The organism is Gemmatimonadaceae bacterium (assembly GCA_019637355.1).
Taxonomy (GTDB): domain Bacteria; phylum Gemmatimonadota; class Gemmatimonadetes; order Gemmatimonadales; family Gemmatimonadaceae; genus Pseudogemmatithrix.
In genome coordinates this window covers 810,769-826,071 of sequence record JAHBVT010000001.1, presented here as the reverse complement: position 1 = coordinate 826,071, position 15,303 = coordinate 810,769, and the positions used below count along the sequence as shown (strand labels likewise).

The 15,303-nt window shown below is 68.0% G+C and carries 12 protein-coding genes and 1 tRNA gene; 11 read left to right on the top strand and 2 right to left on the bottom strand.

Features of this window, described 5'->3' with window-relative positions; genetic code table 11:
* Positions 1–54 precede the first annotated feature (54 nt).
* The 11 genes from dnaK (at position 55) to KF689_03655 (ending at position 12,348) form a co-directional block, all read left to right on the top strand.
* The gene (gene dnaK / locus KF689_03705; protein MBX3132483.1) at positions 55–1,983 is read left to right on the top strand and encodes a molecular chaperone DnaK; all 1,929 of its coding nucleotides are present in this window, start codon (positions 55–57) and stop codon (positions 1,981–1,983) included.
* Positions 1,984–2,095: 112 nt separating this feature from the next.
* Positions 2,096–3,628, top strand: a complete 1,533-nt coding sequence (locus KF689_03700; protein ID MBX3132482.1) for a Do family serine endopeptidase — start codon at positions 2,096–2,098, stop codon at positions 3,626–3,628.
* A gap of 160 nt (positions 3,629–3,788) precedes the next feature.
* Positions 3,789–3,870 (top strand) — tRNA-Leu (locus KF689_03695).
* A gap of 48 nt (positions 3,871–3,918) precedes the next feature.
* Entirely contained in the window at positions 3,919–5,484 is a 1,566-nt protein-coding gene (locus KF689_03690) for a phytoene desaturase (GenBank protein ID MBX3132481.1), read from the top strand.
* On the top strand, positions 5,484–6,491 hold the full coding sequence (locus tag KF689_03685) for a phytoene/squalene synthase family protein (protein MBX3132480.1): 1,008 nt from the start codon (positions 5,484–5,486) through the stop codon (positions 6,489–6,491). Before KF689_03690 ends, KF689_03685 begins: the two co-directional genes overlap by 1 nt.
* Positions 6,488–7,408: a carotenoid biosynthesis protein gene (locus KF689_03680; GenBank protein ID MBX3132479.1), complete on the top strand. Its 921-nt coding sequence runs from the start codon at positions 6,488–6,490 to the stop codon at positions 7,406–7,408. Before KF689_03685 ends, KF689_03680 begins: the two co-directional genes overlap by 4 nt.
* Positions 7,409–7,511: 103 nt before the next feature.
* Positions 7,512–8,756 carry a trigger factor gene (gene tig, locus KF689_03675; GenBank protein MBX3132478.1) on the top strand — a complete coding sequence of 415 codons (1,245 nt, stop codon included), beginning with the start codon at positions 7,512–7,514 and terminating at the stop codon, positions 8,754–8,756.
* 11 nt (positions 8,757–8,767) lie between these two features.
* On the top strand, positions 8,768–9,397 hold the full coding sequence (clpP, locus tag KF689_03670; protein ID MBX3132477.1) for an ATP-dependent Clp endopeptidase proteolytic subunit ClpP: 630 nt from the start codon (positions 8,768–8,770) through the stop codon (positions 9,395–9,397).
* Positions 9,398–9,569: 172 nt separating this feature from the next.
* Complete coding sequence (gene clpX, locus KF689_03665) at positions 9,570–10,814, top strand: ATP-dependent Clp protease ATP-binding subunit ClpX (GenBank protein MBX3132476.1); 1,245 nt, start codon at positions 9,570–9,572, stop codon at positions 10,812–10,814.
* On the top strand, positions 10,811–11,473 hold the full coding sequence (gene yihA / locus KF689_03660; GenBank protein MBX3132475.1) for a ribosome biogenesis GTP-binding protein YihA/YsxC: 663 nt from the start codon (positions 10,811–10,813) through the stop codon (positions 11,471–11,473). The genes clpX and yihA overlap by 4 nt, the downstream gene beginning before the upstream one ends.
* A gap of 41 nt (positions 11,474–11,514) precedes the next feature.
* Positions 11,515–12,348, top strand: a complete 834-nt coding sequence (locus KF689_03655) for an acyltransferase (protein ID MBX3132474.1) — start codon at positions 11,515–11,517, stop codon at positions 12,346–12,348.
* Between the two features lie 163 nt (positions 12,349–12,511).
* Here the strand turns inward: KF689_03655 and KF689_03650 are convergent, their stop codons facing one another.
* Positions 12,512–12,979, bottom strand: coding sequence for an NUDIX domain-containing protein (locus KF689_03650; GenBank protein ID MBX3132473.1), 468 nt, complete (start codon positions 12,977–12,979; stop codon positions 12,512–12,514).
* Between the two features lie 31 nt (positions 12,980–13,010).
* Complete coding sequence (locus tag KF689_03645) at positions 13,011–15,290, bottom strand: type II/IV secretion system protein (GenBank protein ID MBX3132472.1); 2,280 nt, start codon at positions 15,288–15,290, stop codon at positions 13,011–13,013.
* Between the last annotated feature and the right edge of the window lie 13 nt (positions 15,291–15,303).

Sequence of the window (15,303 nt, the reverse complement as noted above, 5' to 3'; positions counted from 1 at the left end):
CGACCGAAGGGTCCCGGGGACCAACTTTCCGCAAGATACCTGCTCGAGGACCAAATGGCAGACAAGGTGATTGGCATCGACCTGGGCACGACCAACTCGGTGGTGGCGGTGATGGAGGGCGGCGACCCCGTCGTCATCCCGAACGCCGAGGGTGGGCGTACGACCCCGTCGGTGGTCGGTTTCAGCAAGGACGGCGAGCGCCTCGTGGGGCAGATCGCCAAGCGCCAGGCGGTGACCAACCCGCAGAACACGGTCTTCTCGATCAAGCGCTTTATGGGCGCCAAGATGAGCGAGACGCAGTCCGAGACGGCCCGCGTGCCGTACAAGGTCGTGCGCGGCCAGAACGACCTCGCCACCGTCGAAGTCCAGGGCAAGACGTACACGCCGCCCGAGATCTCGGCGATGATCCTGCAGAAGATGAAGCAGACCGCCGAGGACTACCTCGGCCACGGCGTGACCAAGGCCGTCGTGACGGTGCCGGCGTACTTCAACGACGCCCAGCGCCAGGCCACCAAGGACGCCGGCAAGATCGCCGGCCTCGAGGTGCTGCGCATCGTGAACGAGCCGACGGCCGCCGCGCTGGCCTACGGCCTCGACAAGAACAAGAAGACCGACGAGAAGGTCGCCGTGTTCGACTTGGGCGGCGGCACCTACGACATCTCCATCCTCGAGCTCTACGAGGTGGACGGCACACGGCAGTTCGAGGTGAAGTCCACCAACGGCGATACGCACCTCGGCGGCGACGACTTCGACCAGAAGGTCATCGATTGGCTGGTGGCCGAGTTCAAGAAGGACCAGGCCATCGACCTGTCCAAGGACCCGATGGCGCTGCAGCGCCTGAAGGAAGCCGCGGAGAAGGCGAAGATCGAGCTCTCAGGCACGATGAGCACGGACATCAACCTGCCGTTCATCACCGCCGATGCCTCGGGCCCCAAGCACCTCAACTACCAGCTCACGCGCGCCAAGTTCGAGCAGTTGGTGGACGACCTCGTGCGCCGCACGATCCCGCCGATGGAGAAGGCGCTCAAGGACGCGGGCTACGACGTCGGGGCGATCGACGAGGTCATCCTCGTCGGCGGCTCGACGCGCATCCCGAAGATCCAGGAAGTGGTGAAGGACTTCTTCAAGAAGGAGCCCAACAAGGGCGTGAACCCGGACGAGGTCGTCGCCGTGGGCGCGGCCATCCAGGGCGCGGTGCTCACCGGCGAGCAGAAGGACGTGTTGCTGCTCGACGTGACGCCGCTGTCGCTGGGCATCGAGACGCTGGGCGGCGTGACCACGGTACTCATCCCGCGGAACACGACCATCCCGACGAAGAAGTCGGAGACCTTCTCGACCGCCGACGACAACCAGACGACGGTGGAGATCCACGTGCTGCAGGGCGAGCGCGAGCTGGCGCTGCACAACAAGACGATCGGCAAGTTTCAGCTCACGGGCATCCCGCCGGCCCCGCGCGGGATGCCGCAGGTGGAAGTCACCTTCGACATCGATGCCAACGGCATCCTGCACGTGACGGCGCGCGACAAGGCCACGGGCAAGGAGCAGAAGATCCGCATCGAGGCCTCGAGCGGCCTGTCGGACGCCGAGATCGACCGGATGGTGAAGGACGCCGAGAAGAACTCGGCCGAGGACAAGCGGAAGCGCGAGGAGATCGACACGCGCAACCGCCTGGACACGCTGGCCTATCAGGTGGAGAAGGAATCGGCGGAGTGGGCCGACAAGGTGCCGGCCGAGGCCAAGTCGCGGCTGGACGCAGCGGTGGAGCGTGCGCGCAAGGCGCACCGCGGCGAGGATATGGCCGAAGTGAAGGCGGCGCTGGAGGAGCTGACGGCCGCGTTCCAGGCGGCGGGTCAGGCGGTGTACGCCGCTGGCGCCGCGCAGCCGACGGACGGTACCGCCCCGGCGGACGCTGCGCCGGCCGATGCCGCCAAGGACGACGTGGTCGAGGCGGACTTCGAGATCGTGGACGAGAAGAAGGACTGACCGAACGGGCGGCCCGGAAACCCTCGCCCCGCTCCGTGGTACAAACACGGTGTGGGGCGAAAGCCCGAGGGAAAGGGCCGCCACCAGCGGCCCTTTTGCTTACCTTCAACGGATGACCATTCGTATGTCGCGTTCCAAGCTGATCGTTGCCGCGACGATCGCCTTCGTTGGCGGCGTCATCTTCGCTTCTTCGATGGACTGGACCCCGCGCGTGTTCGCGCAGGGCGGAGGGGGCACGGCGTCGGCGCCGCGTCCGCGCACCGACGAGGTGCGGACCATCGCGGATGCGTCGAACGCTTTCGTGAGCATCGCCGAGTACATCACGCCGGCGGTGGTGTCGATCCAGGCCGAGCGGGATGTGCGCGCCAACCAGCGCCGGCGCCCGAGCCAGCAACTGCCGCCGGGCTTCGAGGAACTGTTCGGGCAGCCTCCGCAGCAGCAGCAGCCGCAGGAGTCGAGCGGCTCGGGCTTCATCGTCAGCCGCGACGGCTACATCCTCACGAACAACCACGTGATCGAGGGTGCCGACCGCGTGAAGGTCTCGATGCAGGACCGCCGGGTGTTCGAGGCGCGCATCGTAGGCCGCGACCCATCGACGGACGTGGCGGTGCTGAAGATCGAGGGTCGCAACTTCACGCCGCTCACCTTCGGCGACGACGAGTCGCTGCGCGTGGGCGAGTGGGTGCTGGCCATCGGCAACCCGCTGGGGCTGGATTTCACCGTGACGGCCGGCATCGTGAGCGCCAAGGGGCGCGGCCTGACCGGGCTCAACCAAGACACCTACGCCATCAGCGACTTCATCCAGACGGACGCGGCCATCAATCCCGGTAACTCGGGTGGTCCGCTGGTGAACTCGAAGGGCGAAGTCATCGGCGTGAACACGGCGATCGCCTCGCGCACGGGCTTCTACGCGGGCTACGGCTTCGCGATCCCGATCACGTTGGCCAAGCAGGTGATGGACGACCTGATCGCACACGGCGAGGTGCGACGCGCAGTGCTGGGCGTTGGCATCAACGAGGTGACACCGGAAGACGCGCAGGTGGCGGGCCTCCGGGCCATCGCCGGCGTGCGCGTGAGCGGCTACTCCGGCGAAGATTCGCCGGCGCGCCGTGCCGGCATTGAGCCAGGCGACATCATCACCAAGATCGACGGTCGCAGCGTGGACCGCGTGAGCGCCCTGCAGCGCGCCGTGCGCGCCAAGAAGCCGGGCGACACGGTGGAGCTGGAGGCGATGCGTTACGGCACGCGCCGCAGCTTCCGCGTGCGGCTGGCCGCGGCGCCGTCAGAGACGCGCACCATCGCGCGGGCCGATGAGCCGGCCGCGCCCCCGACGACCTCACGGCTGGGCATCAGCGTGGAGCCGGTGCCGGCCGAGTTCGTGACGGCCCGCCGTCTTCCCGAGCAGTACCGCGGCCTGCGCGTGGTCACGGTCGAGCCCGGCAGCCCCTCGCAGAACCGCCTCGGCCCCAACGACGTGATCACCGAAGTGCTGTTCCCGCAACCGAAGCAGCGCGTGCAGTCGCTGGACGACCTGCAGCGCGCGCTGGACCGGGTGAAGCCGGGCGAGGTCCTGTCGCTGCTGGTGTTCCGCGGGGTGGAGGGGCAAGGAGGGGGGACGGTGGTGGTGAATGTGCGGGTGAACTAGAGGACGGATGACGGATGACGGATGCTGCACGGGGGCGGGCTGAGGGATCGGCTCGCCCCCGTCGCATTCTCCATAGGTGCTCCGTCCTCCGTCCTCCGTCCTCCGTCATCCGTCCCCGCTCTGTCGCGTAACCCAGCAGCGAACTAGCTTCCTCCCGTACGCGAGAGTGGCGGAATTGGTAGACGCGCGGGACTTAGGATCCCGTGCCGCAAGGCGTGTGGGTTCGAGTCCCACCTTTCGCACTCCCCCCGGGCGCGAACCGTTGGAGGCACTCCGGCGTTAGGGGACGTATGCGCATTGTCGTCATCGGGAGCGGATTCGGCGGATTGGCTGCGGCCATCCGCCTGCAGGCCCAGGGGCACGAGGTCACGGTCGTGGAGCAACGCGACCAGGCGGGCGGCCGGGCCTACGTGTATCGCCAGGACGGGTTCACCTTCGACGGCGGCCCGACGATCATCACGGCGCCGTGGCTGATCGACGACCTCTTCGCGCTCGCCGGCCGCAGGACCTCGGACTATGTCCAGATCGTCCCGATCGATCCGTTCTATCGGATTCGCTTCGAGGATGGCTCGGTCTTCACCTACAACTCGGACCGCGAGGCGCTGCTGCGGCAAATCCGCGAGTTCAATGCGGGTGACGAGCGCGGCTACCTCGACTTCGTGAAGGCCAGCGAGGCGGTGTTCGATTCGGGGATGGCGCTGATCGACAAGCCCTTCGGCACGCTGGGCTCGATGGCCAAGGTGCTGCCGGACCTGATCAAGCTGCGCGCGGACCGCTCGGTGGCGGACCTCGCCAACAAGCACCTCAAGGACGATCGCCTGCGCCAGGTGTTTTCCTTCCACCCGCTGCTCGTGGGCGGGAACCCGTTCCAGACGACGAGCATCTATGCGCTGATCCACCACCTCGAGCAGAAGTGGGGCGTGTGGTTCGCGATGGGCGGCACGGGCGCGCTGGTGCAAGCCTTCGTGAAGCTCTTCCAAGACATCGGCGGCACGCTGCGGCTCTCGACCGCGGTGGGCGAAATCAGCATCGACGAACGCAGGGGCAAGACGAACGGCGTGCGTTTGGCCAACGGCGAGACCATCGCCGCCGACGCGGTGGTGAGCAACGGCGACGTGGCCTTCACCTACAAGCGGCTGATCGCGCCGAAGTACCGGAAGAAGTGGACCGACGCGCGCGTGGACGGCCTCGACTATTCGATGTCGCTGTTCGTGGTGTACTTCGGCACCGACAAGCAGTACGACGACATCGCGCACCACGAGATCCTGATGGGCCCGCGCTACCGCGGCCTGCTGGACGACATTTTCAAGACCAAGCAGCTCTCGCCGGACTTCTCGCTGTACCTGCACCGCCCGACGGCCACCGATCCCTCGCTGGCGCCGACCGGCTGCGATGCCTGGTACGTGCTCTCGCCGGTGCCGCATCTTGGCGGGCCGACCGACTGGGCCCGGCAGGGGCAAGCCTACCGCGACTCGATTATGCAGTACCTCGAGGATCGCTACCTCCCGGGGCTCTCCAAGCACATCGTCACCGAGACGCGGATCGATCCGATCCACTTCCGCGATACGCTCTCCAGCCACCTCGGCAGCGCCTTCTCGGTGCAGCCGACGTTGTTCCAGTCGGCGTACTTCCGGCCGCACAACAAGAGCGAGGACATCCCGAACCTGTACTTCGCAGGTGCGGGGACGCATCCGGGCGCGGGACTGCCGGGCGTGATCTCCAGCGGCAAGATCGTGGCGGACTTGATCGGCGAGGCGCAGGACGCGTCCCGTGTACGCGCACGGCGCGTGAGTGACGCGCCGGCGCCGCAGCGCGAGGCCCGTGTCGCGGCCGCGGCCAGCGAGGGCGCGCGCTGATGGTGCTCCCGGGCTTCCTCAAGGAAGACGACTCGACGCTGGCGCGCTCGGACGCCCAGCACTGCGAGGCGATCACGCGCACGCACGCGCGGACCTTCGCGCTGGCCAGCGGCTTCCTGCCGCCGCGCAAGCGCCGCGGGGCCTTCGCGGTGTACGCGTTCTGCCGGCTCGCGGATGACATCGTCGACCGCAACCGCGGCAAGGCCCCGGCCCTGCTCCAGGCCGAGCTCGATGCGTATCGCGCCGGCGTGGCCGAGGCGATCGACGGGCGGCCCGAGGGTCCGGTGTTCCGCGAGCTGTGGCGCTGCGTGAGCGAGTACGGCGTGCCGGCGGACGTGCTGGAGGAACTGCTGAACGGCGTGGCCCGCGACGTGCAGCCGCAGCGTTACGCGACCTGGGCGGAGCTCTCGCAGTACTGCGAGGGCGTGGCCGCGTCGGTGGGCGCGATGTGCACGTACATCTTTGGCGTATCGGGCGACGAGGCGGTCCGCACCCGGGCGCTGAAGTACGCGCGCACGCTGGGCGTGGCGATGCAGGTGACGAACATCCTGCGCGACGTGGGCGAAGACGCGGGCATCGGGCGCTGCTACCTGCCGGATGAAGTGCTCGCGGCATTCGGGCTGACCGCCGAGCGCGTGCTGCAGGACCCGACGCTCAAGGACGACCCGCGCTGGGCCCAGCTGATGCGCCACGAAGTGGCCCGCGCGCGGGCGCTGTACCGCGCGGCCTCGCCGGGCATCGCGCTGCTGGAGCCGGATGCCCAGCGCTGCGCCCGGGCCTGCGCCGACGGGTACGCCGCCATCCTCGGGGCGATCGAGCGCAACAACTATGACTCGTTCAGCGTCCGCGCCCGCGTCGGGAACTGGCAGCGCGCCGGACTCCTTTGGAGCGTGTGGCGTTCGGGGGTGGAAGTGCCGCCCCGCGATGCCAACGGACCAGTGATCGAGTGGGGCGCAAGGCAACTCTCGCGACCAGAGGAGATGGTGCTGAGCGGAGGAACCAGGTGACGATGCGGACGGCACCCTACCCCCTCGACAAAGCGGCGCAGGCGCTGCTCTGGGGCCACCTCGCGTTGATCACCTTCGCCACGGCGGCGATGGTGACGATACTCGCGGGCGAGTTCCCGGTGTGGCTGCAGGGCCCCTACACGGGCAAGGTCTACGAACTGGGCTGGAAGTACTCCGGCCAGGCGTACATCCTGCTCGGCGGGCTGGCGGCCGTGGTGCACTCGGCGCCGCGCTTCGGTTGGGGCAAGGCGATCACGCTGTTCGTGCTGGCCAGCGGCGTGGCCCTGCTCTCGGAGCTCGGCGGCACCAACGTCGGCCTGCCGTTCGGGCACTATCACTACACATCGATGCTCGGGTATAAGGTGCTCGGCGACGTGCCGTACCCGATTCCGATCTCCTGGTACTATATGCTCTACTGCTGCCTGGCCTTCTGCGGGCGGCTGATGGCGGCGGACGACAGCAGCGCGACCAAGTGGAAGTGGGCGCTGGTGGCCGGGTTGTTCCTCACGGCTTGGGACGTGCCGATGGAGGTCCAGATGACCAACGTCGCGCCGGTGCACTGGGCCTGGGACCTGCACAGGTTCCCCGAGTGGGTGCCGGTCTGGCTGGGTGGGCCCCTGTTCTACGGGATGCCGCTGAGCAACTGGATCGGTTGGTGGGTCACGGGCGTGCTGCTGAGCCGCGCGATGCTGTGGGTGGTGCCGCCGAGCAAGTGGTGCGAGACGACCGCGGCCTTCGCCTTCCCGCTGGTCCTGTACGCCACCAACGGCATTATGCCGCTCGCGACGGTGGCGCGGCACGGCTACTGGTGGGCGGTGATCCTCGGGGTGCTGGCGATGGGGGCCCCACTGTGGCTCGTCTTGAGAGCCCGGAGGCGCTCCCGGCTCGCCCTTGGAGCCACCCCCGCCACCGCTTAGTTTTCAGGGCGCAGGAAGCACCCGCCCCGCTCCGGCGAACCTCGCCCGGGCGGGGCGGATTGCTCTGCACAGACCCTCCACAGCACCTCCCGAGCCTGACCCAATGGAAATTCAGATTACCGCCACCAAGGCCGAGGGCGCCGAGCGCCGCCTCCAGGTGGCCGTCCCCGCGACCCGCGTGGCCGAGGCCCGCAAGACCGCCGCCAACCGCGTCGCCAAGCAGGTCCGCATTCCCGGCTTCCGCCCCGGCAAGGCGCCGGCGGCGATGGTGCGCAAGCAGTACGCCGAGGCCATCGACCAAGAGGCGGTGGACGCGCTCCTGCGCGAGGCCTTCCAGCAGGTGCTGGAGCAGGAGAAGCTGGACCTCGCCACGCAGCCGCACGCGCACGACGTCAAGTTCGGATCGGACGAGTCGTTGACCTTCGAGCTGCATTGCGAAGTCCGCCCGACCGTGGAGCTCACGAAGGTCGAGGGCTTCCGCGTGATGCGCCCCACCGACCAGGTGACCGACGCGATGGTGCAGAAGCAACTGGATCGCCTGCTGGAGCAGCGTGCGACCTGGACGCCGGTGGAAGGCAAGCCGAACGAGGGCGACCTCGTGACGGTGACGCTGGCCACGGCCGAGGAGGACGGCACGATTCCCGAGGGCCGCGAGTACCGCATCGTGCTCGGCGCCGGCCAGGCAATCGCAGGCATCGAGGAGCTGGTGCTGGGCCTGACGCCGGGCGAGTCGGTGGAGCAGCCGGTCAAGTGGCCGGAGGACTTCCCGGACGAGGCGCAGCGCGGCAAGACCAAGCCGGTGCGCGCCACGCTGGCCGAGGTGAAGCGCAAGTCGCTGCCGCCGCTGGACGACGCCTTCGCCGCCGAGATGGGCGACTTCGCCTCGCTCGACGCGCTGAAGGAGACGATCCGCACGGACGTGGGCGAGAACCTCAAGCGCGAGGCCGATGCCGCGAGCCGCACACAACTGCTCGACGAGCTCGTCACGGCAAATCCGTTCGACCTGCCGCCGAGCTGGGTGAAGCAGATGGTGAAGGCCTACGCCGAGGCGTACCGGATCCCGGAGGGCGAGATCCTCAAGTTCGGCGACGAGATCAAGGGGATGGCGGAGCGCCAGGTGCGCCGCGACCTGATCATCGACACGCTGGCGGAGAAGCACGCGCTGGCGGCGACCGAAGCGGACGTGGACGCCAAGGTGGCGGAGCTGGCGGCCAAGCGGGGCGAGGACGCGGGAAAGATGTACGCCTCCTTGCAGAAGGCGGGGCGCCTCCGCGAGCTTGAGCGGGGCATCACCGAGGAGCGCGTGTTCGCGTGGCTCCTCGAGCGGAACACCATCGAGCAGGCGTAAGGAGCTTTTCTATGGCGATCATCCCGAATCCGTATGTGATCGAGCGCAGCAGCCGCGGCGAGCGCAGCTACGACGTGTACAGCCGCCTGCTGATGGACCGCATCATCTTCCTCGGCACGCCGGTGAACGATGACGTGGCGAATATGATCATCGCCCAACTGCTGTTCCTCGAGGCGGACAACCCGGGGCGCGACATCCACCTGTACATCAACTCGCCGGGCGGCAGCGTGAGCGCGGGCTTGGCGATCTACGATACAATGCAATTCCTGAAGTCGCCGGTGAACACGATCTGTATGGGCCTGGCGGCGTCGATGGGTGCCTTCCTGCTGACGGCGGGCGCGAAGGGCAAGCGCTCGGCGCTGCCGAACTCGCGCATCATGATCCACCAGCCGTCGGGCGGCGCGTCGGGCACGGCGGCGGACATCGAGATCCAGGCGAAGGAGATCCTGTACCTTCGCAGCCGGATGAACGAGTTGATGGCCAAGCACACGGGCCGTCCGCTGGAGCAGATCGAGCGCGACGTGGATCGCGACCGGTTTATGAGCTCCGAGGAAGCGGTTGGCTACGGGTTGATTGACCAGGTCATCACGAGCCGCGCCGAGGCCGAGGTGGCAGCGTCCGCGCTGGCCGCGACGAAGTAATTAGTTATCCACAGCCGGCGGGTTTGTGAATTTTTTCACGAGCCCTCCGGCTGTTTTCTTGGGGCGGTCCCTGCCCTAGCGTTACGATAGGTTGTCGAAGGAAGTCGAGAGAGGTTCCCGCCTCCACATTCGCTCCTCCCGTCATCCGTCATCCGTCATCCGTCATCCGTCAATGAGCCAAGATCGTCACCTGCGTTGCTCCTTCTGCGGAAAGTCCAAGGACGCCGTGCGGAAATTCATTTCCGGCCCGTCCGTGTACATCTGCAACGAGTGCATCGCACTGTGCAACGAGATTCTGGCCGAGGATGAAGAGCGGGAGGTTGCGGAGACGCACACCAGCGTCCCGCTGCCGCAGGAGATCAAGGCGACGCTGGATCAGTACGTGATCGGGCAGGAAGGCGCGAAGAAGGCCTTGGCGGTGGCGGTGTACAACCACTACAAGCGCATCAACTCCGGCGCCAAGCGCGAGGGCGATGTCGAGCTCGATAAGTCGAACATCCTGCTCCTCGGCCCCACCGGCGTAGGCAAGACGTTGCTGGCGCAGACGCTGGCGCGCATCCTCGACGTGCCGTTCACGATCGCCGACGCGACGACGCTGACCGAAGCCGGCTACGTGGGCGAGGACGTGGAGAACATCCTCGTGCGGCTGCTGCAGGCGGGCGACTTCAACGTCGCCGAGTGCGAGCGCGGCATCGTGTACATCGACGAGATCGACAAGATCGCGCGCAAGAGCGAGAACCCGAGCATCACGCGCGACGTGAGCGGCGAGGGCGTGCAGCAGGCGCTGCTGAAGATCCTCGAGGGCACCGTGGCCAGCGTGCCGCCGCAGGGCGGCCGCAAGCACCCGCAGCAGGAATACATCCAGATCAACACCAAGGACATCCTGTTCATCTGCGGCGGCGCCTTTGACGGCCTCGAGAAAATCATCGAGGCGCGCCTGGGCAAGCGGGCGATCGGCTTCAACAACGACTCGGCGGCCAAGGAAGACGGCAGCAAGACGAACATCTTCGGGGCGATCGAGCCGGAAGACCTGCTGCGCTTCGGGTTGATTCCCGAGCTGGTGGGCCGCCTGCCGGTCACGGTCCCGCTCGAGGGGCTGGACGAGGACGCGCTGGTGCAGATCCTCAAGGAGCCGAAGAACGCGCTGACCAAGCAGTATAAGAAACTCTTCGAGCTCGAGGACGTGGAGCTGAACTTCGACGATGCGGCGCTGCGCGCCGTGGCCAAGAAGGCAATCCAGCGCGGTACGGGCGCGCGCGGCCTGCGGGCGATCCTCGAGGAGCTGCTGCTGGAGACGATGTTCGACCTGCCCGGGCGCGACGACGTGCTCGAGGTGCGGGTGACCGAGGCGACGGTGACGCAGAAGCAGCGGCCGTTGCTGGAGATCAGCGCGCAGCCGAAGAAGAAAGAGGCGTGAGCGACGCGCCCGGGGCGCCGGCGACGGCCGCGCCCGACCCGCTGCCGATCAAGAAGATCGACTATCTGGGACCGATGGCCGCCGCCGGTGGCTGGCGGCCGGACTCCAAGCTGCCCGAGGTGGCCTTCTCCGGCCGCTCGAACGTGGGCAAGTCGTCGCTCATCAACGCGCTGGTGCGGCGCAAGGCGCTGGCCCGCGTGTCGAAGACGCCGGGACGCACGCGCGAGATCCATTTCTTCGGCGTCAACGACCTGTTCACGCTGGTGGACCTGCCCGGCTACGGTTACGCCAAGATTTCCAAGACGCGTCAGGCCGAGTGGCGGCCGCTGATCGAAGGCTTCCTGCGGCACTCGCCGCAGCTGCGCGGCATCGTGCAGTTGCTGGACATCCGCCGCGACCCGACCGACGACGACCGGCAGATGCTGGACCTGCTGGCGGAGCTGGAACTGCCGACGCTGGTCTGCGTAACGAAGGTGGACAAGCTCTCGAAGGCACAGGTGGCGGCGCGGGTGACCGAGCTGGCGCGGCAGTTGGCGTTGGACCCGGAGCAGGTGATTCCCTTCTCCGCGGTGACGGGACTGGGCCGCGACGAGCTCGCGGCGGCGGTGGCCTCGCTGGTGAGCGCGGCGGAAGCAGCGCCCGAGGCCGCCGAGGGCTAACTAGATTCCGCTGGCAGCTCCACACCTGAGGTGAACGCCAAATGCCGAGAATCCCCCTGCAGAAGCTGCCCGCGCGGGCGACGGAGTCGCTCGAGGACGCGTGGATCGCGCGGCTGAGCGAGCGGCTCGCGGATGCCGGTACGGACCGTGCGCTGCTCTGCCGCGACACGCTGCTGGAGCTGGCCTACCCGCAGTATGTGGGCCGCTACGACGAGGTGCTCGCGGACGCCAAGACGCCGCTGGGCACGCAGTTGGCGCTCTCGGCGCTGGACCCGCGCCACGTGACGCTGGAGCCCGAGTACTACGGCGACTGCGACCAGGCGCGCTTCCAGCCGGCGAAGCCGCTGCTGTGGCTGTGGTACTCGTTTGACCGGCTGCCGATCGGCGGGCAGGCGGTACAGCTGGGCGTGAAGCTCCGCCGCGCGCTGGCGCCGCACATCTTCAAGCGGGTGGGCAAGAACTTCAAGTGCTTCCAGCACGTGGAATTCTCGTTCGGGTACAATATGGAAGTCGGGGACGACTGCGTGGTGCATCGCCACGTGCTGCTGGACGACCGCGGCGGCATCCGGATGGGGAACCGCGTGTCGATCTCCGACTACGCGAACATCTACTCGCACACGCACAGCATCGTGGACCAGGTGGACGTCACGAACGCGCTGACGATCCTCGATGACGACGTGCGGATCACGTATCACGCGACGGTGCTGGCCGGCGTGCACGTGAAGGAGAACGGGATGGTGGGCGCGGTGGCGGTGGCGACGAAGGACGTGCGGCCGTACCACGTGAACGTGGGGATCCCGGCGAAGTCGGTGAGAGTGAAGCCGAATGCGCCGACGGAGCGCGTGTCGCTGGCGGTGGATCGGGCGAACGAGTAACTGCTTTTCACCACAGAGGGCACAGAGTACACAGAGAAGGGCAACTGCATTTTTTGGGGGTCCGCACCGTCATATCGGTGCGGACCCCAAAGAGCATTTGCAGTTCTCTGTGAACTCTGTGTTCTCTGTGGTGAACCGCTTGTTGCAGTTCTCTGCTAGCGACTCAGCGCAGCGGGATCGTCAGCACATCCTGCACCTCGGGCGTCCGCAGAAGCGTGTACGCATCATCGAGGTGGCGGCGTTCGTGGGGCCAGCTGTAGCGGCGGCGGGCCTGGGAGACGGTGAGCCACGCGTGCTTGTCGTGCTCCTCGCCGCGGACGACGGGGGCGTCGGGGGCGACGACGGCCGCGAAGACGGCGGCGAGCTGCACGGTGGCGCTGGGCACGAGGTAGAACGGGTGCATCGTCACGCTGAAGAGCCGCTCGGGCTTGAGCCCGGTCTCCTCGAAGAGCTCGCGCGCCGCGGCATCGGGGAGAGCCTCACCATCGAACACCTTGCCGTGCACCATCTCCCAGGAACCGGGGCAGCGGGTGCCGGCGCCGCGGCGCAGCGCGAGGACCTGCCAGCCGCGCTCGACGGGGCGGAAGGCGAGGACGTCGACGACGCGGACTTCGATCGGGACGGTGCTCATCGCGTGCGGCGTGCGGCAGGGCGCGAGGCGCTCATCCCGCCTTCGGCTTGCGGTCGATGAGCGAGTGGATGCGCGCCGAGAGGGCGCGGGCGCGGAAGGGCTTGGTGAGGTAGTCGCTGGCGCCGTACTCGAAGACGCGGACCTCGCTGTCCTCGTCGCCCTTGGCGGTGAGGACGATGACGGGGAGCTTGGCGGTGGCGGGCCGCGCGCGCAGGTGGCTGAGCACGCCGTAGCCATCGAGGCGCGGCAAGTTGAGGTCGAGCACCACGAGGTCAGGCGCGAGGCGGTCGATCTCATCCAGCGCGATGACGCCGTCGCCGGCCTCGTAGACCACGAATCCCTCGCGCTCGAGCAGGTCCTTCATCACGCGGCGCAGGGCCTCTTCGTCCTCGACGAGGAGCACGCGCTTGGCGGCGGGTCGCTTGGCGACGGCGTCCCCGACGAGTTCGAACGAGTCGGCGCTGAAGGTGACGGGCGGCTGGTGGCGCGTGCCGGTGCGCCGCGCGCGGGCGCTGGGCGCGGAGCTGGGCTCCTCATCATCCAACACCGGCGCCGCCGGCGCGGAGGCCCGCGAGGGCGGCGCGACGGGAGTGACTTCCTCGGTGGTGACGCGCGGCGCGCTGCCGCTCTTGGTGCCGCCTTCCTGCGGCGCCTCGAGCACGCGCAGCAGCTCCTCGATCGTCGTCTCGCCCTTGCGCACGTGCGCGACGCCCGATTCCCAGAGCGAGCGCATCCCACCCTCACGGGCGGCGTCGTTGATGCGGTCCACGCTCTCATTGCCGGCGATGCGCCGCTCGACTTCCTCGGTGACCTGGAGGACTTCCTCGATGGCCAGACGCCCGCGGTAGCCGGTCATCGCGCATTCGGGGCAGCCGACGGCTCGGTACAGCGTGCCCTGCTCCGGGAAGTACTTCTGCATCCGCTCCGGCACCTGGCCGACCGCCAGCTCGCGGCAGGAGTTGCAGAGACGCCGCATCAGGCGCTGCGCCACCACGCCCTTGAGCGCGGCGGCGATCTTGTAGCTCTCGATGCCGATGTCCACCAGGCGCGTCACGGAACTCGCGGCATCGTTGGTGTGCAGCGTGGAGAGCACCAAGTGGCCGGTGAGCGAGGCCTGCACGGCGATGTTGGCCGTCTCCTTGTCGCGGATCTCGCCGACGAGGATGACGTCGGGGTCCTGACGGAGGATGGAGCGCAGCGCCGCGGGGAACGTCAGCCCCGCCTTCTCGTTCACCTGCACCTGCACGATGCCTTGCAGGCGGTACTCGACCGGGTCCTCAACCGTCACGATGTTGACGCCGCGGCCCTGCACGGTGCGCAGCATCGAGTACAGCGTGGTCGTCTTGCCCGAGCCCGTGGGGCCGGTGACGAGCACGACGCCCTCGCGCGCCTGCAGCAGCTCCATAATCCGCGTGTGCTCGTCGGGAAGCAGGCCCAGCGAGTCCAGCGAGAGGATGGTGCTGCGCTGGTCGAGCACGCGGATGACGACCTTCTCACCCTGCGAGGCCGGCAGCGTGGACACGCGGAGGTCCACGCGGTTGCCGCTGATGGCGACGCGGGCGCGGCCGTCCTGCGGACGCAGGCGGTCGGCGATGTCGAGCTGCGCCATAATCTTGACGCGGCTCACCAGCGGGATGCCGGCCGCCTTGGGCAGCTTCATCGCCTCGCGCAGCACGCCGTCGATGCGGTAGCGCACCGTGATGCCGCCTTCCTCGGGCTCCAGGTGGATGTCCGAGCAGCGGCTCTGGATGCCTTCGGCGATGATGCGGTCCACCAGCTGGATGACGGGTCGCTCACCGGCGCGCGATGACGCGATGTCGATGTCGGCTTCGTCGGTGGTCTCGTCCACCGTCTCCACGTCATACGTGCCCTCGACCTTCTCGAGGATCTTCTCGATGACGTTCTCGGGCCGGTAGATCTCCTCGATGCGGTCGAGGATCTTGCGCGGCGGCGCGATGCTCATCCGCACCGTGCGCCCCAGCGCAAAGGCCAGCGTGCGCTCGCAGTCGAGGTCCAGCGGATCCGCGGTCGCGATGTCCAGCACGGAGTCGGAGATCGACAGCGGCAGGATGCGGAACTTGCGCGCCAAGGCCTCCGGCACGAGCTCGCGAGCCTGCTGCGAGACAGTGGTCACTTCGCCCACGCGGAGGCGGAAGCGCTCGGCGATCGCCTTCACGATGGCGTCGTCGGTCAGCCAGCCGCGCCGGACGACGTCATCCCACAGGCTCTCGGGCCGGTCGGTGCGCAATGCGGCAATCTGGTCGAGCTCAAGGAGCCCTTCCAGCGTCGCCCACATCCATTCGTCACGCACCGGCTTTGCGCTA

Coding starts and splice junctions, on each gene's coding strand:
- dnaK (MBX3132483.1), top strand. CDS start 55: ATGGCAGACAAGGTGATTGGCATCGACCTGGGCACGACCAACTCGGTG.
- KF689_03700 (MBX3132482.1), top strand. CDS start 2,096: ATGACCATTCGTATGTCGCGTTCCAAGCTGATCGTTGCCGCGACGATC.
- KF689_03690 (MBX3132481.1), top strand. CDS start 3,919: ATGCGCATTGTCGTCATCGGGAGCGGATTCGGCGGATTGGCTGCGGCC.
- KF689_03685 (MBX3132480.1), top strand. CDS start 5,484: ATGGTGCTCCCGGGCTTCCTCAAGGAAGACGACTCGACGCTGGCGCGC.
- tig (MBX3132478.1), top strand. CDS start 7,512: ATGGAAATTCAGATTACCGCCACCAAGGCCGAGGGCGCCGAGCGCCGC.
- clpP (MBX3132477.1), top strand. CDS start 8,768: ATGGCGATCATCCCGAATCCGTATGTGATCGAGCGCAGCAGCCGCGGC.
- clpX (MBX3132476.1), top strand. CDS start 9,570: ATGAGCCAAGATCGTCACCTGCGTTGCTCCTTCTGCGGAAAGTCCAAG.
- KF689_03655 (MBX3132474.1), top strand. CDS start 11,515: ATGCCGAGAATCCCCCTGCAGAAGCTGCCCGCGCGGGCGACGGAGTCG.
- KF689_03650 (MBX3132473.1), bottom strand. CDS start 12,979: ATGAGCACCGTCCCGATCGAAGTCCGCGTCGTCGACGTCCTCGCCTTC.